This is a genomic window from Saccharopolyspora mangrovi, assembly GCF_035320975.1.
In the GTDB taxonomy this organism is placed as follows: domain Bacteria; phylum Actinomycetota; class Actinomycetes; order Mycobacteriales; family Pseudonocardiaceae; genus Saccharopolyspora; species Saccharopolyspora mangrovi.
In genome coordinates this window covers 150,691-169,779 of record NZ_JAWLNX010000006.1, presented here as the reverse complement: position 1 = coordinate 169,779, position 19,089 = coordinate 150,691, and the positions used below count along the sequence as shown (strand labels likewise).

Annotated in this window: 15 protein-coding genes and 1 riboswitch; of the genes, 9 read left to right on the top strand and 6 right to left on the bottom strand. The window is 69.5% G+C overall.

Annotated elements, in window-relative coordinates; all coding sequences use genetic code 11:
- Window positions 1-121 precede the first annotated feature (121 nt).
- Window positions 122-1,390 carry a threonine synthase gene (gene thrC / locus R4I43_RS11045; RefSeq protein WP_324265483.1) on the bottom strand — a complete coding sequence of 423 codons (1,269 nt, stop codon included), beginning with the start codon at window positions 1,388-1,390 and terminating at the stop codon, window positions 122-124.
- A 14-nt stretch (window positions 1,391-1,404) separates the two neighbouring features.
- A riboswitch (SAM riboswitch) is annotated at window positions 1,405-1,541 on the bottom strand.
- A gap of 97 nt (window positions 1,542-1,638) precedes the next feature.
- Here thrC and holA point away from each other — a divergent pair.
- Window positions 1,639-2,625 carry a DNA polymerase III subunit delta gene (gene holA / locus R4I43_RS11040; RefSeq protein WP_324265482.1) on the top strand — a complete coding sequence of 329 codons (987 nt, stop codon included), beginning with the start codon at window positions 1,639-1,641 and terminating at the stop codon, window positions 2,623-2,625.
- Here holA and R4I43_RS11035 read toward each other — a convergent pair whose 3' ends face one another.
- Together R4I43_RS11035 and R4I43_RS11030 are read right to left on the bottom strand one after the other, a co-directional pair.
- The gene (locus tag R4I43_RS11035; RefSeq protein WP_324265481.1) at window positions 2,626-3,489 is read right to left on the bottom strand and encodes an EamA family transporter; all 864 of its coding nucleotides are present in this window, start codon (window positions 3,487-3,489) and stop codon (window positions 2,626-2,628) included. It lies immediately after the preceding gene.
- Window positions 3,490-3,512: 23 nt separating this feature from the next.
- Window positions 3,513-4,319 carry a TSUP family transporter gene (locus R4I43_RS11030; protein WP_324265480.1) on the bottom strand — a complete coding sequence of 269 codons (807 nt, stop codon included), beginning with the start codon at window positions 4,317-4,319 and terminating at the stop codon, window positions 3,513-3,515.
- 208 nt (window positions 4,320-4,527) lie between these two features.
- Between R4I43_RS11030 and rpsT the strand changes: the two genes are divergently transcribed.
- On the top strand, window positions 4,528-4,788 hold the full coding sequence (gene rpsT, locus R4I43_RS11025; RefSeq protein WP_324265479.1) for a 30S ribosomal protein S20: 261 nt from the start codon (window positions 4,528-4,530) through the stop codon (window positions 4,786-4,788).
- 58 nt (window positions 4,789-4,846) lie between these two features.
- Here rpsT and manD read toward each other — a convergent pair whose 3' ends face one another.
- Together manD and R4I43_RS11015 are read right to left on the bottom strand one after the other, a co-directional pair.
- A complete protein-coding gene (manD, locus tag R4I43_RS11020; protein ID WP_324265478.1) occupies window positions 4,847-6,058 on the bottom strand; it encodes a D-mannonate dehydratase ManD in 1,212 nt (403 codons plus the stop codon).
- 14 nt (window positions 6,059-6,072) lie between these two features.
- Window positions 6,073-7,410: an MFS transporter gene (locus R4I43_RS11015; RefSeq protein WP_324265477.1), complete on the bottom strand. Its 1,338-nt coding sequence runs from the start codon at window positions 7,408-7,410 to the stop codon at window positions 6,073-6,075.
- Window positions 7,411-7,495: 85 nt separating this feature from the next.
- Here R4I43_RS11015 and R4I43_RS11010 point away from each other — a divergent pair, with 85 nt between their 5' ends.
- From R4I43_RS11010 to R4I43_RS10990, 5 genes are all read left to right on the top strand, one after another.
- Entirely contained in the window at window positions 7,496-8,209 is a 714-nt protein-coding gene (locus R4I43_RS11010; protein ID WP_324265476.1) for a GntR family transcriptional regulator, read from the top strand.
- A gap of 387 nt (window positions 8,210-8,596) precedes the next feature.
- Window positions 8,597-8,977, top strand: coding sequence for a VOC family protein (locus tag R4I43_RS11005; protein WP_324265475.1), 381 nt, complete (start codon window positions 8,597-8,599; stop codon window positions 8,975-8,977).
- A 186-nt stretch (window positions 8,978-9,163) separates the two neighbouring features.
- Window positions 9,164-11,017: a translation elongation factor 4 gene (gene lepA / locus R4I43_RS11000; RefSeq protein ID WP_324265474.1), complete on the top strand. Its 1,854-nt coding sequence runs from the start codon at window positions 9,164-9,166 to the stop codon at window positions 11,015-11,017.
- 362 nt (window positions 11,018-11,379) lie between these two features.
- The gene (locus tag R4I43_RS10995) at window positions 11,380-13,725 is read left to right on the top strand and encodes an arylsulfatase (protein ID WP_324265473.1); all 2,346 of its coding nucleotides are present in this window, start codon (window positions 11,380-11,382) and stop codon (window positions 13,723-13,725) included.
- Between the two features lie 74 nt (window positions 13,726-13,799).
- Complete coding sequence (locus tag R4I43_RS10990; RefSeq protein WP_324265472.1) at window positions 13,800-14,684, top strand: LysR family transcriptional regulator; 885 nt, start codon at window positions 13,800-13,802, stop codon at window positions 14,682-14,684.
- 31 nt (window positions 14,685-14,715) lie between these two features.
- Here R4I43_RS10990 and R4I43_RS10985 read toward each other — a convergent pair whose 3' ends face one another.
- On the bottom strand, window positions 14,716-16,182 hold the full coding sequence (locus R4I43_RS10985; protein ID WP_324265471.1) for a helix-turn-helix domain-containing protein: 1,467 nt from the start codon (window positions 16,180-16,182) through the stop codon (window positions 14,716-14,718).
- A 118-nt stretch (window positions 16,183-16,300) separates the two neighbouring features.
- Here R4I43_RS10985 and aceA point away from each other — a divergent pair, with 118 nt between their 5' ends.
- Both aceA and R4I43_RS10975 read left to right on the top strand, forming a co-directional pair.
- Window positions 16,301-17,614, top strand: a complete 1,314-nt coding sequence (aceA, locus tag R4I43_RS10980; RefSeq protein ID WP_324265470.1) for an isocitrate lyase — start codon at window positions 16,301-16,303, stop codon at window positions 17,612-17,614.
- Window positions 17,615-18,011: 397 nt separating this feature from the next.
- The gene (locus R4I43_RS10975) at window positions 18,012-19,058 is read left to right on the top strand and encodes an NAD(P)H-dependent flavin oxidoreductase (RefSeq protein WP_324265469.1); all 1,047 of its coding nucleotides are present in this window, start codon (window positions 18,012-18,014) and stop codon (window positions 19,056-19,058) included.
- Window positions 19,059-19,089 lie beyond the last annotated feature (31 nt).

The following is a 19,089-nucleotide window of genomic DNA, read 5'->3' as shown; positions in this document are numbered from 1 at the left end:
GTCCCCCCCGGCGCCCCCCCCCCCCCCCGCCCGTCCTCTTGCCTCCTGCTGTGGGGGGGGGGGGGGGGGGGGCCCCCCCCCCCCCCCGCCCCGGGAAAGGAGGACTGGCCGAAGAACTGAATCAGAGGCCCAGCGCCTGGTTCACCGACTCGGTGCTCGGGGCGACCGTGGCCTTCGGACCGAGCTCGCCCTCGACGGCGTCAAGGGTCTTGAGGCCGTCACCGGTGATCAGCAGGACCGTCTCGGCGTCCGGGTCGATCTTGCCGGCCTCGATGAGCTTCTTCGCGGTCGCCACGGTCACACCACCGGCGGTCTCGGCGAAGATGCCCTCGGTGCGGGCCAGCAGGCGGATGCCCGCGCGGACCTCGTCGTCGGTGACGTCCTCGATGGCACCGCCGGTCTTGCGGACGATGTCGAGCACGTACGGACCGTCGGCGGGGGCGCCGATGGCCAGCGAGCGGGCGATGGTGTCCGGCTTGACCGGCTGCACCACGTCGTGGCCGTTGCGGAAGGCGGTGGAGACCGGGGAGCACCCGCTGGCCTGCGCGCCGAAGATCTTCACCGGGCTCTCGTCGACCAGGCCGACCTGGGCGAACTCGTTGAAGCCCTTGTAGACCTTGGTCAGCTGCGAGCCGGAGGCGATCGGCACCACGATCTGCTCGGGGATGCGCCAGCCCAGCTGCTCGGCGACCTCGAAGGCCAGGGTCTTGGAGCCCTCGGAGTAGTAGGGGCGGACGTTGACGTTGACGAACGCCCAGTCCTCGTGCTCGGCGGCGAGCTCGGTGGCCAGCCGGTTGACGTCGTCGTAGTTGCCGTCGACCGCCAGCAGCGAGCCGTCGTAGACCGCGCTCATCAGGATCTTGGCGCGCTCGAGGGTCTTGGGCACCAGCACGACCGAGTCCCAGCCGGCGCGGGCAGCGGCGGCGGCCACGGCGTTGGCGAGGTTGCCGGTGGACGGGCAGGCCAGCACCTTGAACCCGAACTCGCGGGCGGCGGCCAGCGCGACCGCGACGACGCGGTCCTTGAAGGAGTGCGTGGGGTTACCGGTGTCGTCCTTGATCCAGATCTTCTTCACGCCGAGCGCCTTGGCGAGGTTGTCCGCCTGGATCAAGCGGGTACAGCCGGGCTCGGTGTTGGGGATCTGGTCGACGTTGCTCGGAACCGGCAGCAGCTGCTTGTAGCGCCAGATCGAGCGCGGACCGGCCTCGATCTCCTCGCGGCGGATCTTGCCGAAGTCGTAGGCGACCTCGAGCGGCGAGAAGTCTTCGAGGGAGACGAATTCGGGGGCCAGCGGCTGCCGGTGACCCTCTTCCTTGGACACCAGTTCGACGGCGTTGCCGAGATCGAACTTCTTGCCAGCAGTCGTGGTGGCGTGGGCAGCAGCAGTCATCGCGCGAGGTCCTCTCCTCATCTGTCCCGCGGACGGGTCGGAATTGGCACCTGTTCCGTCCGTGACCTCGCGCCGGGATTTCGCACGATGCACCAGACGAACGGTTGCCGGGGCTTCAACGGGCCGTTCCCTCTGCCCCTCTGGATGAGCTATTCGGTTGTGGCGGCAACGTTAGTTGAACGAATGTGTTCCTGGCCAGTCCGCATCCAGATGGCGGGACTGTCACGGCGCCGTGGGACCATGCGTTCATGAGCTCACCGACCGTTGTCGCGGACCCGCTGCACCTGGTGCTCGGAGACGAGGAGCTGCTGGTCGAGCGCGCGATGTGGGCTGCTGTCGGAGCGGCCCGCGCGGCCGATCCGGAGGCCGATTTCAGCCGCGTGAAGGTGAGTGAGCTCACCCCTCCGGAGCTCGCAGAAATGCTGAGTCCCTCGCTGTTCGCAGAAGCGCGGGTGCTGGCGATCGAGTCGGCGCAGGACGCGGGCAAGGAGATCGCCGAGGCGCTGCTGACCCACGCCAAGCAGCCCGCCGAGGGCGTGACCCTGATCGTGCTGCACACCGGTGGTGGCCGGGCCAAGCACGCCAAGGAGCTGCCCAACGCGCTGAAGAAGCTCGGGGCCCGGGTCACCGAGTGCAAGAAGCTCACCAAGCCCGCCGATCGCGAGGCCTTCGTCCGCGACGAGATCCGCCGCGCGGGCGGCAAGTCCGACTCCGGCGGGGTCAGCGCCCTGATCGAAGCGGTCGGCTCGGACCTGCGGGAGCTGTCCGCGGCGGCTTCGCAGCTGGTGGCCGACACCGGGGGCAAGATCGACGCGGACGCCGTCGGCCGCTACTACCGGGGTCGTGCCGAGGTGACCGGTTTCGCCGTCGCCGAGAAGGCCGTGGTCGGCGATCGCGCGGGAGCGCTGGAGGCGCTGCGCTGGGCGATCCAGCTCGGCGTCCCGCACGTGCTCATCGCCGACGCCCTGGCCGATTCGGTCCGCACCATCGGCCGCGTCGCCGCGGCGGGCGGTCGCAACGACCCCTACCGGTTGGCCGGTGATCTCGGCATGCCCGCGTGGAAGGTCAAGAAGGCCCAGTCCCAGTCGCGCGGCTGGACGCCCACGAGCCTGGCAGCAGCGCTGCAGGTCGTCGCCGAGGTCAACGCAGGCGTGAAGGGCATGGCGGCCGACGCCGACTACGCCCTGGAGAAGACGGTCCTGCGCCTGGTGTCCCTGCGGAACCAGCGCAGCTGATCACGCCACGCCGAGCAGCACGACGCCGCTGAGCACCACGACGGCGCCGGTCATCCGACGCACCGGCTGGGTTTCGCCGAGCACGCGCCAGGCCAGCAGCCCGGCGATGACGATGCTCAGCTCGCGAGCGGGTGCCACCAGGCTCACCGGCGCCAGCTGCATCGCGAACAGCACGAGGATGTAGGCCAGGGGAGACAGCAGTCCGACGGCGATGATCTCGCGCCGGTGCTCGGCCCAGATCCGGGCGAGCGCATCGCGCCGGCGCGACGCGTAGGGGGCGAGCAGGGCGCTGCGGGCGAGGTTGTTGGCCCAGTCGAACAGCAGCGGCGACAGCGCCAGACCGGTCACGGCGTGGGCGTCCCACACCGTGTAGGTGGCGATCAGGGCCCCGATGAGCAGCCCGAAGCCGACTCCGGCGAGGTTCGCCCCGGCGCGCGGCAGACCGTCCGACAGCCCGATCACGAAGACTCCGGCGACCACCAGCGCACCGCCGAGAACCCCGAGCCAGCCCGGTCGCTCGTGCAGCACCAGCACCGCCACCAGCATCGACAGCATCGGACCGGTGCCCCTGGCCAGCGGGTACACCACGGACATGTCGCCGACGGCGTAGCCGCGCTGCAGCAGCAGGAAGTAGCCGAGGTGGATGACCGCGCTGACCAGCACGCCCAGCAGCCACGCGCCGAGCGGGGGAGCTCCGGTCACCAGCAGCGCACCCACCGCCACCGGCAGGTAGAGAACGGCCGAGCAGGTGGCGGTCGGCCACACGAACACCGCCCCGGACGCGCCGGCGCGCTTGGCGAAGAAGTTCCAGCCCGCGTGCGCGAACGCGGCCAGGACGACGAGAACGACTGCGGCGGCCCCCATGAGTCCCGGGAGCCTACCGCTGGTCAGCCGCTGAGCGCGATCTTCCACCCGAGGCTGAACACGAGCCCGACCACGACGGTCAGGAACACGCGGCGCACGAACGCCGACCCGCGACCGGCCGCCAGAGTCGCGCCCAGCACGCTGCCCGCGATGTTGCTCGCGGCCATCACGAGTCCGAGGCCCCACAGCACCTTGCCGGCCGGGATGAAGAAGAACAGCGCACCCAGGTTGGTGGCCACGTTGACGACCTTGGCGGTCGCCGAGGCGGTGACGAAGGCGAACCCGACCAGGCTGACCAGCCAGAACACCAGGAACGATCCGGTCCCCGGACCGGCGATGCCGTCCCAGAAGCCGATGGCCGCGCCGCCGAGCAGCATCAGCGCCAGCTGGATCCGCCGCGCGAAGCGCGGTGCGTCGACCGAACCGAGATCGGGTTTGCGCCACGTGTAGATGCCGACGACGATCAGCGCGACCATGACCACCACGTTGAGCACCGACGACGGCAGCGCGTCGGCCAGCGCCGCCCCGCCCAGCGAGCCGATCAGCGCCACCAGGGCCATCGGCAGCGCGGCCCGCCAGTCCATCGGCGTGCGCTTGGCGTAGGTTCGGGCCGCGGCCGAGGTGCCGGCGATCGCGGCGACCTTGCTGGTGGCCAGCGAGTACACGACCTCGCCGCCGGGCAGCAGCATCAGCATGGCGGGCAGCTGGATGAGCCCACCGCCGCCGACGATGGCGTCCACGGCACCGGCGAGGAACGCCGCCGCGCAGAGGAACAGCAGCCCGGCGAGGGTGAGATCGGCGAATCCAGGCCAGTTCAACGCGGTGAGCACGAGGCATCACCGTATGGCCTGCGCACAGTGGATTCCGAGCGGTTGTGAGCGCTCTCGCCGCACGCGGACCACCCGGCGAACGCGCAGGTGAGCCTTGTTAGCATGGACGACCGTGTCGTACGGCATTCCGCCGTGGAGGAAAACCGGTCTTCGGGCCGGGCCGATCGAGTGCGGCGCGCGATTCGACTGACGAGGAAGAGGCGCACCAGTGGCCAACATCAAGTCCCAGATGAAGCGGATCAAGACCAACGAGGCGAACCGCCAGCGGAACAAGGCTGCGAAGACCACGCTGAAGACCGCGATCCGCAAGTTCCGCGAGGCCGCTGACGCCGGCGAGAAGGACAAGGCCGTCGAGCTGCAGCAGGCCGCTGGCCGTCTGCTGGATAAGGCCGCCAGCAAGGGCGTGATCCACAAGAACCAGGCCGCCAACAAGAAGTCGGCGATGGCCGTTCGCGTGAACAAGATCTGAGTCTTCTCGGTCGACGAAGCGGCCCCTTCCCCGCAGCGGGAAGGGGCCGCTTCGCTTTTCACCAGTCGTGCATCGACCCGTCGCGGCGCCGGTTGACCGGCAGGTACCGCGGTTCGTACGGGAAGCGCTCCGCGGCCTCCTCGTCGACCCACACGCCCAACCCGGGCTCGTCGCTGGGATGCAGGTAGCCGTTGGCGAAGGCGTACCCGGTGTGGAACACCTCGGCGGTCTGCTCGGTGTGGCCCATGTACTCCTGGATGCCGAAGTTCGGCACCGCCAGGTCCACGTTGAGCGCCGCCGACAGCGACACCGGGGACAGGTCGCCGGCCCCGTGGCTACCCGTGCGCACGCCGTGGAGCTCGGCCAGCGAGAAGATCCGCCGCAGGTGCGTGATGCCGCCCGCGTGCGACACCGAGGTGCGGATGTAGTCGATCAGCCGCTCGCTGATCAGCTGCTGGCAGTCCCAGATCGAGTTGAACACCTCGCCGACCGCGATCGGGGTGGTGGTGTGCTGCCGGATCAGCCGGAACGCGCTCTGGTCCTCGGCCGGGGTGGGGTCCTCGATCCAGAACATCCGGTGCTCTTCGAGGTCCTTGCCCAGCCGCCCGGCCTCGATCGGGGTGAGCCGGTGGTGCACGTCGTGCAGCAGGTGGAAGTCGAAGCCGAAGCGCTCCCGCACCGCGCCCAGCACCTGCGGCGCGTGCCGCAGGTAGGACTCGGTGTCCCAGTGCCCCTCCTCGGGAACCGCGGCGGAGGCGGGCTCGTAGAACTCGCCCTTCGCCGGAACGCCGTAGGCCTTGTCGACCCCGGGCACCGACGCCTGCGCGCGGATCGCCAGGTACCCCTGGTCGAGGTGCGCGGCGACGTCGTCGAGCAGCGCCGGGACGTCCTCGCCGGTGGCGTGGCAGTAGGCCAGCACGCCGTCCCGAGCCGCTCCGCCGAGCAGCTCGTAGACGGGCATCCCGGCGACCTTGCCCTTGATGTCCCACAGCGCGATGTCCACCGCGGCGATCGCGGTCATGGTCACCGGGCCGCGCCGCCAGTAGGCGCCCTTGTACAGGTACTGCCAGGTGTCCTCGATCCGCTGCGAGTCGCGGCCGACGAGCAGCGGGCAGACGTGGTCGCGCAGGTAGGAGGCCACGGCGAGCTCACGGCCGTTGAGCGTGGCGTCGCCCCAGCCCACCACGCCGTCGGCGGTGGTGATCTTGAGCGTCACGTAGTTGCGACCGGGCGCGGTGACGATGACCTTCGCGTCGACGATCTTGGACAAAGCGGTCCTCTCGGTTAGTTCTGCTCCGCGCGAGGCCAGTCGGCGTACTCGGTGCCGCCGCGGCGGCGGGGAGCTGTTTCGGGCAGGAGGCGCAGGCCGATCAGGCTCAGCACGATCAGCGCGGCCACGTACACCGCGACCCAGGTGAAGCCGCCACCGGCGAGCACCAGCAGCGCCGAGGCAACGACGGTGAACGGTCCGCTGGCGATCATCGCGCCGAACTGCCACACCACCGACACGCCGCTGTAGCGGGCGCTGGAGGGGAACAGCTCGGGGAAGTAGGAGGCCTGCGGCGCGTAGGTGCCGGCGTGGCCGAAGGCCAACCCGGCGACCATCAGCAGCGTGATCAGCACGACGTTGCCGCTCTCCACGGCCAGGAACGCCGGCACGAGCAGCACAAGGTTGAGCACCGCGGCCCCGATGAACGTGGTGCGGCGGCCGATGCGGTCGGTGAGCTTGCCCCAGAACGGCAGCAGGACCAGCTCGGCGATGATCGCGATGATCACCGCGTCCAGCACGATGGAGCTGTCGACGTCGTGCGCCTTGGCGTAGGAGACCAGGAAGACGGTGTAGAGCGGGAACACGGCGGCTTCGACGAACTTGGCGAGCATGCCGCCGAACACCTCGCGCCGGTGGTCTGTCAGCAGCGTCTTCAGCGGCGCGCGCTGCGGTTCCTGCTGCTTGACGGCCTCGAAGGTTTCCGATTCGGGCACCCGCAGCCGGATGTAGAGGCCGATGATCACCACGACGGCGCTGAGCAGGAACGGGATCCGCCAGCCCCAGGAGATGAACGATTCCTCGGGGAGCTGCGCTTCGAGCACCGCGAACAGCACGGTGGGGATCAGGTACGCCGCGGGCGAGCCCATCTGCACGAAGCTGGCGTAGAACCCGCGCTTGCCCGGTGGTGCGGCCTCGGCGGTGAGCAGCAGCGCGCCGCCTTGCTCGCCGCCGACGCCGAAGCCCTGCAGCAGCCGGACCAGCACCAGGATGATCGCGGCCCACAGGCCGATCTGCTCGTAGGTGGGCATCAGGCCGACCACGAAGGTGCCGAGCCCGGTGAGCAGCAGCGTGTAGACCAGCGTCTTCTTGCGGCCCAGCCGGTCACCGACGTGGCCCCACACCAGGCCGCCGAGCGGTCGGGCGAAGAAGCCGACGGCGTAGGTGGAGAACGCGGCGAGGGTGCCGACGAGCGGGTCGACCTCGGGGAAGAAGACCTTGTTGAACACCAGCGCCGATGCGGTGCCGTAGATGAAGAAGTCGTAGTACTCGGCGATCGTGCCGATCACCGAGGCGGCGACCGTGCGGCGCAGGGATCTGCTCCCGCTCGTGCGCGTGTCGAGGTCCGTCGGCATTGACCCTCCTCAAGTTATGAATACCAGCGCTACCATACAAGCGCTGGGATCCCACGGGTCAAGGGCTGTCGATAAGGTGGTGACCATGGCGACCACAGCGGGCAAGACTTCGGCGCGGGTGACGGTGCACCGCGAGATCCGGCAGCGCATCATCACGCTGCAGCTGCCGCCGGGACACCCGCTGTCGGAGAACGAACTGGCCGGTGAGCTGGAGGTTTCCCGCACGCCGGTGCGCGAGAGCCTGCTGCTGCTCGCCGAGGAGGACCTGGTCCGGGTCTTCCCGAAGCTCGGCTCGTTCGTCGCCAGGGTGGACCCGCAGCGCATCGCCGACGCGCAGTTCGTCCGCGAAGCCGTCGAGGTCGCCTCGCTGGCCGACGCCGTGCAGCACCGCGCGGACGAGGACGTCGAAGCCCTGCGCGACCTGCTGGAGCAGCAGCGCGCGGCCGCTGACGACGTGAGCCGGTTCTTCGAGCTCGACGAGGCCTTCCACCAGCGGCTGCTCACCGCTGGCGGTCACACCAACGCCTGGCGCACGGTCGAGCAGGCCAAGGCCCACCTGGACCGCGCCCGCCGCCTGAGCCTCCGCACGGTCAGCCCGGTCTCAGCGCTGATCGATCAGCACGCCGAGATCGTCGACGGCCTCGAATCCCGCGACCTCGACGTCGCGGTCTCAGCCCTGCGAGGCCACCTGCGCGCCGTGTTCGAGGACGTCGAGCGGATCCAGGCCGAGTCCCCCGAGCTGTTCGTCGACAGCACCGAGGAACGCCCGGTCCGGCGCAGCATCACCGTCCTCCAGTGACCATCCGGGCGGTCATCGGGGGCGCCTCCTGCCCGCGGCGGCGGCCGCTCGTGCGACGGCGGGCGGCGGGAACTCCGCGCGCCCGGAACGCACCACGTCGTCGAATTTCGCGCGAAGTTCGAGCCCGAACTCCAGCACTCGAATTTCGCGCGAAATTGGAAACCCCCAGCTCAAAGCACTCCGGGACGCGCGTTGCCCAGCCTGTGGAGGTGAGACCAGAGCCGGGTTCGAACTTCGCGCGAAGTTCGACCGGGATCTTCAGGGGTCGAATTTCGCGCGAAATTCGAATCCCCCTGGTGGCGGGCTGTGCGGGGGAGGTGGGTGGCCTCCGCGTGCCGGGCGAGTTGATCTGGCTGGGGTTCGGCGGTTGCCGGTAGAAATGCGGGCATGGAGGTCTTGAACAGCCGGATGATCCTGCGGCCCGGCGACCACGATCGGTCGGTGCGCTTCTACCGCGACGTGCTCGGGCTGGCGGTCTGCCGCGAGTTCCCCGGGGGCACGGTGTTCTTCCTCGGGCAGGGGTACCTGGAGGTCTCCGGGGAAGGTGATCAGGGCCCGAGCCCGGACCAGGTGCTGTGGCTGCAGGTCCGCGACCTCCGCGCCACCTTCGGCGAACTCCGCGACCAAGGAGTCGCGGTCCTGGCCGAACCGGAGCACAAGCCGTGGGGCCTGCACGAAGGCTGGATCGCCGATCCCGACGGCATGCGCATCGTCCTCGTCGAGGTCCCCGCCGACCACCCCATCCGCCGCGACACCCGAGGCGACTAGACCTTTCCTGGGAAGTCCGCCGAGCGAAGCTCGCGCTGGGTGACCGGGAGTTGGGCGTCGGGCACCGGGCGTGGCGTGGGACTATGGGGTGACCCCTGCGCGTCATCCCGCCGGGGGAGCCCGGGCCGACGTCTGCCGACGAACGCCGACAGCCGTAGGAACGCCGCCGACATCCGAGGAACCTGAGTGAGCAGTTTCGCCGACACCACGTTCACGCCGCCGGAGCGGATCCGGAACTTCTGCATCATCGCGCACATCGACCACGGCAAGTCGACGCTGGCCGACCGCATGCTGCAGCTGACCGGTGTGCTGGAGGAACGCGCCTACCGGGCTCAGTACCTCGACCGGATGGACATCGAGCGCGAGCGCGGCATCACGATCAAGGCGCAGAACGTGCGGCTGCCGTGGGTCGTCGACGGCGACGAGCACGTGCTGCACATGATCGACACCCCCGGGCACGTCGACTTCACCTACGAGGTCAGCCGCTCGCTGGCCGCCTGCGAGGGCGCGATCCTGCTGGTGGACGCCGCGCAGGGCATCGAGGCGCAGACCCTGGCGAACCTCTACCTCGCGATGGAGCACGACCTCCAGATCATCCCGGTGCTCAACAAGATCGACCTGCCGGCCGCCGAGCCGGACAAGTACGCCAACGAGCTCGCGCACATCATCGGCTGCGAGCCCGAGGACGTGCTGCGCGTGTCGGCCAAGACCGGGGAGGGCGTGGACGCGGTCCTCGACGAGGTCGTCAAGCAGGTCCCGCCGCCGGAGGGCGTGGCCGACTCCGCGCCGCGCGCGATGATCTTCGACTCGGTCTACGACACCTACCGGGGCGTGGTCACCTACATCCGCGTCGTGGACGGCAAGATCACCCCGCGCCAGCGGATCAAGATGATGTCCACCGGCGCCACCCACGAGCTGCTGGAAGTCGGCATCATCTCCCCGGAGCCCAAGCCGTCGAAGGGCCTGGGCGTCGGCGAGGTCGGTTACCTGATCACCGGTGTGAAGGACGTCCGCCAGTCCAAGGTCGGTGATACCATCACCGCCGAGCGCAAGGGCGCCGCCGACCCGCTTCCCGGCTACCGCGAGCCCAAGCCGATGGTCTACTCCGGGCTGTACCCGATCGACGGCTCCGACTACCCGATCCTGCGCGAGGCCCTGGAGAAGCTGCAGCTCAACGACGCGGCGCTGACCTACGAGCCGGAGACCTCCGGTGCGCTGGGCTTCGGTTTCCGCTGCGGGTTCCTGGGCCTGCTGCACCTGGAGATCACCCGGGACCGGCTGGAGCGCGAGTTCAACCTGAACCTGATCTCCACCGCGCCGAACGTGGTCTACGAGGTCGAGATGGAGGACGCCACCGAGCTGGTGGTGACCAACCCCTCCGACTGGCCCGAGGGCAAGATCAAGGAGGTCTCCGAGCCGGTCGCCAAGTGCACGGTGATCGCCCCGTCGGAGTTCGTCGGCACGATCATGGAGCTGTGCCAGGGCCGTCGCGGCCAGCTCGAGGGCATGGACTACCTGTCGGAGAGCCGCGTCGAGCTGCGCTACACGCTGCCGCTGGGCGAGATCGTCTTCGACTTCTTCGACCAGCTCAAGTCCCGCACCCGCGGCTACGCCTCGATGGACTACGAGGAGTCGGGGATGCAGACCTCCAACCTGGTCAAGGTCGACATCCTGCTGCAGGGCGAGCCGGTCGACGCCTTCAGCGCCATCGTGCACCGCGACGGCGCCTACGCCTACGGCACGAAGATGGCCACCAAGCTGCGCGAGCTCATCCCGCGCCAGCAGTTCGAGGTGCCGATCCAGGCGGCCATCGGCTCCCGCATCATCGCCCGCGAAACCATCCGCGCGATCCGCAAGGACGTGCTCGCCAAGTGCTACGGCGGTGACATCAGCCGGAAGCGCAAGCTGCTGGAGAAGCAGAAGGAGGGCAAGAAGCGGATGAAGACCATCGGCCGCGTCGAGGTCCCGCAGGAAGCCTTCGTCGCCGCCCTCTCCACCGACGAGGGCAAGGACGACAAGTCCAAGGGCGGCAAGAAGTAGCTCGCACGCCTGGTCAGTGACTCGGTGCCCTCCGGTCGACTCCCCGTCGATCGGAGGGCACCGGCGCGTCGAGGGGTTCTCGGCGGTCGACGGTCACCGAGGAACGAGGTGCTCGACGCCCATAGGGGCTTTCTATGGAGCGGATCGAGGATTGGTCTGCTCAGGTGGTGATCTGGGCAAACACGGGGAAATCGTGACTTGCGTCTCGGTCCCAGGTGGTGGATCGGGGTTGTCCGGCTCGGGCTCGTGGATAGCATGCGCTCGCAAAGGTCTTGCGGTGTTTCGGTTTCTGCCGAGCACATCGACGTTTTCCCCGGTGCGCCACCAAAAGTGGCGGGCTCGACGCTGCCTGGAGGTTGCTCGTGGAGTTCTCCCGCGAACGATTGCCGATCCCCGACCCTCAGCCCCCCGCCGCCACTTCGCTCGACGCGCGCGACCAGAGCCCGGCCTTCCAGCCACGGCAGCCGTTGCGCCCGCCGCAGGGCGCGCCGAACGTCGTCGTGGTGCTCATCGACGACATGGGTTTCGGGGCGCCCAGCGCGTTCGGCGGGCCGTGCCACATGCCCACCGCCGAGCGGCTCGCCGACGGCGGTCTGCGCTACAACCGCTTCCACGTCACCGCGATCTGCTCGCCGACCCGGCAGGCGCTGCTGACCGGTCGCAACCACCACTCCGTCGGCATGGGCGTCACCACCGAGATGGCCAGCGCGGCGCCCGGCTACTGCGGCATCCGCCCGCTCAGCGCCGCCACCATCGGCCAGATGCTGCAGGGCAACGGCTACAACACCGCGGCCTTCGGCAAGTGGCACCAGACCCCCGCGCGCGACGTCAGCGCCGCTGGTCCGTTCGACCGCTGGCCCACCGGTGAGGGCTTCGAGAAGTTCTACGGCTTCCTGTGCGCCGAGATGAACCACTGGTACCCGGTGCTGTTCGACGGCACGAAACCCGTTGAGCCCACCCGCAAACCCGAGGACGGCTACCACCTGTCCGAGGACCTGGTGGACAACGCGATCGACTGGGTGCGCGACCAGAACTCGCTCAAGCCCGACAACCCGTTCTTCGTCTACCTGCCCTTCGGCGCCACCCACGCGCCCTACCACGTGCCGCGCGAATACCGCGAGAAGTACCGGGGCAAGTTCGACCACGGCTGGGACCGGCAGCGCGAGATCACCCTGGCACGGCAGAAGGAGCTGGGCGTCGTCCCGCAGGACGCGGAACTGGCGCCGTGGTCGGAAGGCGTGCCGCACTGGGACGAGCTCTCCGCCGAGGAGCAGCGGTCCGCGGCGTCGCTGATGGAGCTCTACGCCGGCTTCGCCGAGCACACCGACGACCAGGTCGGGCGGTTCGTCGACGCCCTCGACGAGATGGGCGAGCTCGACAACACGCTGTTCGTCTACATCCTCGGTGACAACGGCGCCTCCGCCGAAGGCGGTCTCGGCGGCACGCTCAACGAGCACCGCTTCGCCAGCGGAATCCCCGACAGCGCCGGGTTCATCAACGCCCACGACGCCGCCCTCGGCGACGCGACCACGCACGCGCACTACCCGGTCGGCTGGGCGCTGGCGATGAACACGCCCTACCAGTGGACCAAGCAGGTCGCCTCGCACTTCGGCGGCATCCGCGACGGCATGATCGTGCACTGGCCCGACGGCATCGCCGAGCGCGGCGGGCTGCGCGACCAGTTCCACCACGTCATCGACGTGGTGCCGACGATCCTGGAAGCCGCTGGCCTGCCGCACCCGACCGAGGTCAACGGCGTCGCGCAGCAGCCCATCGAGGGCACCAGCATGCTCTACAGCTTCAACGACGCCGACGCGCCCGACCGGCACCGCGTGCAGTACTTCGAGATGGTCGGCAACCGGGGCATCTACCAGGACGGGTGGATGGCCGTGACCCGCCACGGCACGCCGTGGGTGATGGTGCAGGACGGCGTCCGCCGCTCCTTCGACGACGACAAGTGGGAGCTCTACAACACCAACGTGGACTGGACGCAGTCCCACGACCTCGCCGAGCAGCACCCGGAGAAGCTGCGCGAACTCCAGCAGCTGTTCCTGGTGGAGGCGGCCAAGCACAACGTGCTGCCGCTGGACGACCGGATGACCGAGCGGGAGAACCCCCTCGAAGCCGGTCGGCTGGACCTGATGGGCGACCGGCGCTCGGTGACCTTCCACGCCGGTGCCAAGCGGCTCACCGAGGAGACCGCGCCGAACGTCAAGAACCGCTCGCACACCCTGACCGCGCTGGTCGAGGTGCCCGAAGGCGGTGCCGAGGGCGTGCTGGTGGCCCAGGGCGGGCACACCGGCGGCTGGTCGTTCTACTTCCACGACGGCAAGCCCTGCTACGCCTACAACCACTTCGGCACCGTCGTCCAGCACGTGCGCGCGCCGGAGCCGGTGGCCGCGGGCGAGCACGAGGTCAGCGTGCGGTTCGACTACGACGGCGGCGGCGTCGGCAAGGGCGGCACCGCGACGCTGCGGGTGGATGGCACCGAGGTCGCTTCGGGGCGGGTGGACGCGACGATCCCGTACTACTTCGCCTTCGACGAGACCTTCGACATCGGCGTGGACCGGGCCAGCCCGGTCACCGACGACTACCCGCCGGTCGACAACGCCTTCACCGGCGGACTGCGGCGGCTGCGGGTCGACCTCGACGACGACCAGTGGTCCGATGTGGAGGCGGCCTCGGCGTTCCGCACCGCGCACGAGTGACGGCTCCGATCTGGCGAAGTCCCGCCTGCCTGGTGTAATGCCGGGCAGGCGGGTTCGTCGCGAACGGAGGTGTGATGGATCGGCGGGAGTTGGAGTACTTCCTGGCGATCGTCGAGCACGGCAGCTTCACCGCGGCCGCGCAGGCGATGCACGTCGCCCAGCCCTCGCTGTCGCACGCCATCCGCAACCTGGAGAAGGAGCTCGGCGGCAAGGTGTTCCACCGGTTGCCGCACGGGGTTTCGCTGACCCCGGCCGGGGACGCGCTGGTGGAACCCGCCCGGCAGGTGATGCGCGACCTGAGCACCGCGTCGGCCTCGGTCCGCGAAGTGCTCGGCCTGTCCAGCGGGCGGCTGGACGTCGTGGCGCAGACGACGCTGGCCGTCGACCCGCTCGCCGAGCTCATCGGCACCTTCCTGCGCGAGAACCCGAAGGTCGCGGTCAACATCGCCGATCCGGAGCTGGGAACCGACGTGACCTCGTCGGTGCGGGCCGGTGAGTGCGAGCTCGGCGTGGTCGACTCCGAGCACCCCATCGGCGACCTGGAGAGCATGGTGCTGCGCGGCCGGGAGATCTTCGCCGTGCTGCCGCCCGGATCCGCCCCCGGCCAGAAGCGGATGAGCGTGCCGGAGCTGTCCACCCTGGACTGGATCGCCACGCCGCCCGGCACCGCGACCCGGGCGGTCATCGAGGACACCGTGGGCAACCGGGGTGGTGAGCCGGCGTTCGCCGTCGAGACCGCGCACCAGGCGATGATCGTGCCGCTGGTGCTGGCCGGTGCGGGTGCCACGCTGCTGCCGCGCTCGATGGCCCGCGACGCCGCCGCGCGCGGCGCGGTCGTGTTGCCGCTGCGGCCCCGGGTCGTTCGCCGGGGCGTCTTGTTCTGGCGCCCGGGTCCCCTCTCACCAGCAGCGGCGCAGTTCCTGACGATGGCCGAATCCATCGCGGAACTGCGCCGCTGACCGACGACGAAGTGTCAGCTGAAGCTCCGGATCACTCCTGGTGGGCCTCCACGAAGGCGTAGACGTCGGCTTCGTCGACACCCGGGAAGGTGTCCGCCGGGAGTGCCGCCAGGACGTGCGAGTGGGCCCGGGCCGACGGCCAGACCATGCCCTCCCAGCGGCTGGCGAGCTCGGCGGGCGGGCGCTGGCAGCACTCGCCGTTCGGGCAGCCGGACTTGGAGTGGTTGTTGGTGTCGCGCCCCCGGAACCAGCGCGACTCGGTGTAGGGCACGCCGAGGGTGATCGCGAAGTCCCGGCCGCGGCTCGGGTCGACGTGGCCGACGCACCAGTGCGTGGCACCCGGCTTGTCGGTGTACTGGTAGTACGTCGAGTACCGGTCCGGTGAGGCGAAGACCTGGCGCCCGGCCCAGTACCGGCACATCCGCTGGCCCTCGATCGCGCCTGTCGGGTCGGTGGGGAAGACCAGCCCGTCGTTCTCGTAGGCCTTGTGGATGATGCCGGTCTCGTCGTTGCGGACGAAGTGGCAGACCAGGTCCAGGTACTGGGTGGCCAGGTTGGTGAAGCGGTGCGCCGCCATCTCGTAGGACACCGAGAACACGTCCCGCAGGTCCTCCACGGCCAGGTCGCGCTCGGACTTGGCGTCCTGCAGGAACGGCACCGCGGACTGCTCCGGCACGAGCACCGCGGCGGCGAAGTAGTTGGCCTCCACCCGCTGCCGCAGGAAGTCCGCGAAGTCGCGCGGCTGGTTGTGGCCCAGCGTCAGGTGTCCCAGCGTCTGCAGCAGGATCGTGCGCGGGCTGTGCATGCCCAGCGATTCGCGGCGCAGGAAGATGCGGCGGTTCTTCTGGTCGGTCACCGAGCGCACCGAGCGGGGCAGGTCGGTGACGAACTTCAGCCCGTAGCCCATGTGCGTGGCGATGGACTGGATGAGGCCCTCCGACAGCGGGCCGCCGTGGTACCCGATGCGCCTGAGCAGGTCGTTCGCGGCCTTCTCGATCTCGGGGAAGTAGTTGTTGTGGCTCCGCATCATGCCGCGCAGCTCGGCGTTGGCCTTGCGGGCCTCCTCCGGCGTGGCGACCTTCTGCGTCTCGCGGCGCTTGAGCTCCTCGTAGAGCGCCAGCACGTGCTCGAGCGCTTCGGTGGGCAGCCGCTTGCCGACCTTCAGCGGCGGCAGCGAGAGCCGCTGGTAGATCGGGTCGAGCTGGGCCTTCTCCACCGCGATCTCGAGCTCGGCGCGCCGGTTGGGGGCCTTCTTCGACAGCAGCTCGTCGACGGAGGTGCCCAGCGCGTCGGCCAGCGACCGCAGCAGCGACAGCTTCGGCTCGCGGTGGCCGTTCTCCAGCAACGACAGCTGTGACGGCGCTCTCCCCACGCGGTCGCCGAGCTCAACAAGAGTCAATCCGGCGGCTCGGCGCAAGTGCCTGAGGCGCTGACCAAAGACCAGAAGGTCGTGTTCCGTAGAAAAACTACGGTCTTCTTCGCTGGCGAACTCCGTCATGGCGTTGATGCTAACAGAAAAATCCGGAAATTTACCTCGAAAATCTGGCCCAGTTTCGCTTGGCGGCGCGCAATATTGATTCCAGCAGGTCGCCAGCGATCCCGGAAGGGGAAAAATCATGAGCATCCGCGAGCAGGCGAAGAAGGCCGCTGAGGAGCTGCAGCGCGATTGGGACACCAACCCGCGCTGGAAGGGCGTCGAGCGCACGCACTCGGCTGAGACCGTCGTCCGGCTCCGCGGCTCGGTGCAGGAAGAGCACACCCTGGCCCGCCAGGGCTCGGAGCGGCTGTGGAAGCTGCTGCACGAGCTCGACTACGTCAACTCGCTGGGCGCGCTGACCGGTAACCAGGCGGTCCAGCAGGTCCGCGCCGGCCTCAAGGCCATCTACCTGTCCGGCTGGCAGGTCGCCGCCGACGCCAACCTGGCGGGCGAGACCTACCCGGACCAGTCGCTGTACCCGGCCAACTCGGTCCCGCAGGTCGTGCGCCGCATCAACAACGCCCTCAAGCGCGCGGACCAGATCAACTGGGCCGAGGCGCTGGACCCGGAGGGTGGCGCCATCGAGGGTGAGGACACCCACTGGCTCGCCCCGATCGTCGCCGACGCCGAGGCCGGCTTCGGTGGCGTCCTCAACGCCTACGAGCTGATGCGCGGCATGATCGCCGCCGGTGCCGCCGGTGTGCACTGGGAGGACCAGCTGGCCTCCGAGAAGAAGTGCGGCCACCTGGGCGGCAAGGTGCTCATCCCCACCAGCCAGCACGTCAAGACGCTGAACGCCGCTCGTCTGGCCGCCGACGTCGCGGGTGTGCCGTCCCTGGTCATCGCGCGCACCGACGCCGAGGCTGCGACGCTGCTGACCAGCGACATCGACGACCGCGACAAGCCGTTCATCACCGGTGAGCGCACCGCGGAGGGCTTCTACAAGGTCCGCAACGGCATCGAGCCCTGCATCGCCCGCGCCAAGGCCTACGCGCCGTACTCCGACCTGATCTGGATGGAGACCGGCACGCCGGACCTGGAGGTCGCCCGCAAGTTCGCCGAGGCCGTCAAGTCCGAGTACCCGGACCAGATGCTGGCCTACAACTGCTCGCCGTCGTTCAACTGGAAGAAGAACCTGGACGACAGCACCATCGCCAAGTTCCAGCGCGAGCTCGGCCACATGGGCTTCAAGTTCCAGTTCATCACCCTGGCGGGCTTCCACGCCCTGAACTACAGCATGTTCGACCTGGCCAAGGGCTACGCCAGCGACGGCATGACCGCCTACGTCGAGCTGCAGGAGAAGGAGTTCGGCTCCGAGGACCGCGGTTACACGGCGACTCGCCACCAGCGCGAGGCCGGTACCGGTTACTTCGACACGATCAGCACTGCCATCAACCCGGACTCGTCGACCACCGCGCTGGCCGGTTCGACCGAGACCGCGCAGTTCCACTGATCGTGTGGATGAAGGTGGCCGGCGCCCCTGCTGCGCCGGCCACCCCCTGAACGCACCAGCGGCCCTGTGGCGGGGTGTCGGAAAAATCGCAATGGTGCGAAGCGGGAGGGAACCCAGGCGTCGGGTCCCCTCCCGCTTTTTCATGTGTGGGGGTGTGTGGTCGCCCTGCTTGGCGGTGCGGGTGACGGAACCTGAGCGGCTCCGTGGATTCCGCGCACCGCTCCTCATGTATGCCAATACGCGGCGTCGCGGCGTGTATGCCACAGCACCGCTGAGAACCCGCGGCGGTGCCAGTGCCTTTGGTGGGATGAAGAGAAAGCGGCTTCGCCGCTTGCCTGACGTTCGGGATCTGTGAACGGTGGCGGCGGTGGGGTTTGTTCGGAGGTAGTTTTTGAGCATGATCTTTGCGGAGCGGGTACCGCTGGTGGCGGCGCCGATGGCCGGTGGGCCGAGCACGCCGGAGCTGGCGGCGGCGGTGAGCGAGGCGGGGGCGCTCGGGTTCCTGGCGGGGGCGTTGCTGAGCGAGGACAAGCTCGCCGAGCAGATCGCGCGGACCCGCTCGCTGACGGATGAACCGTTCGGTGTGAACCTCTTCGTCCCCAGCGAGCGACGCGACGTCGACCTCGACGAGCACCGGGCTCGCGTCGCTGAGACCGCCGGGCGCCACGGGGCGGAACCGGGACCGGCCGAGTGGGACGACGACGCCTACCCGGCGAAGGTGCAGCGGGTCATCGACGAGCGGATCCCGGTGGTGTCGTTCACCTTCGGGCTGCCCGAGGCCTCCACTGTGGACCGGCTGCACGAGGCCGGGTCCGAGGTCGTGATCACCGTCACCACCGCCGACGAGGCGCGGCAGGCCGCGCGGGTGGGCGCCGACGCGGTGTGCGTGCAGGGCATGGAGGCCGGCGGGCACCGGGGAGTGTTCTACGACGACCCCGAGCTGCCCGGTGGTGGACCGCTGCTCGGGCTGCTGGCGGCGATCCGCTCGGTGCGCGCAGCGGTCGACCTGCCGATCATCGCCGCCGGTGGGTTGGTGCACGGCGCGGACGTGGCCGCCGTGCTGACAGCCGGTGCGGTCGCCGCGCAGCTGGGCACCGCGTTCCTGGTCTGCGACGAGGCCGGCACCAACCCGGTGCAGCGCGCCGAGATGGCCGACGGGCAGCGGCAGACCGACATCACCCGAGCCTTCAGCGGCCGTCCGGCGCGCGGCCTGGTGAACCGCTTCATGCTCGACAACCAGCACGCCCCGGCAGCGTATCCGCAGGTCAACAACCTCACGAAGCCGATGCGCGGCGCTGCGGGCAAGGCCGGGGACGCCGAAGCCCTCTCGATGTGGGCGGGACAGAGCTACGCCCAGGCGCGTCCGATGCCCGCTGCGGAACTGGTCGAGGTGCTGCGCCGGGAAGCTCGGGAAGCGCTGCAGGGCGTCGCCGGTCGGCTGTGACGTTCACGGCCCCGGCAACCGCTGGGGCGGT

What these genes read in the sequence shown, in the direction of transcription:
- thrC (WP_324265483.1), bottom strand. Translation starts at nt 1,390, where the DNA reads ATGACTGCTGCTGCCCACGCCACCACGACTGCTGGCAAGAAGTTCGAT.
- holA (WP_324265482.1), top strand. Translation starts at nt 1,639, where the DNA reads ATGAGCTCACCGACCGTTGTCGCGGACCCGCTGCACCTGGTGCTCGGA.
- R4I43_RS11035 (WP_324265481.1), bottom strand. Translation starts at nt 3,489, where the DNA reads ATGGGGGCCGCCGCAGTCGTTCTCGTCGTCCTGGCCGCGTTCGCGCAC.
- R4I43_RS11015 (WP_324265477.1), bottom strand. Translation starts at nt 7,410, where the DNA reads ATGCCGACGGACCTCGACACGCGCACGAGCGGGAGCAGATCCCTGCGC.
- R4I43_RS11010 (WP_324265476.1), top strand. Translation starts at nt 7,496, where the DNA reads ATGGCGACCACAGCGGGCAAGACTTCGGCGCGGGTGACGGTGCACCGC.
- R4I43_RS11005 (WP_324265475.1), top strand. Translation starts at nt 8,597, where the DNA reads ATGGAGGTCTTGAACAGCCGGATGATCCTGCGGCCCGGCGACCACGAT.
- R4I43_RS10990 (WP_324265472.1), top strand. Translation starts at nt 13,800, where the DNA reads ATGGATCGGCGGGAGTTGGAGTACTTCCTGGCGATCGTCGAGCACGGC.
- R4I43_RS10985 (WP_324265471.1), bottom strand. Translation starts at nt 16,182, where the DNA reads ATGACGGAGTTCGCCAGCGAAGAAGACCGTAGTTTTTCTACGGAACAC.
- aceA (WP_324265470.1), top strand. Translation starts at nt 16,301, where the DNA reads ATGAGCATCCGCGAGCAGGCGAAGAAGGCCGCTGAGGAGCTGCAGCGC.
- R4I43_RS10975 (WP_324265469.1), top strand. Translation starts at nt 18,012, where the DNA reads ATGATCTTTGCGGAGCGGGTACCGCTGGTGGCGGCGCCGATGGCCGGT.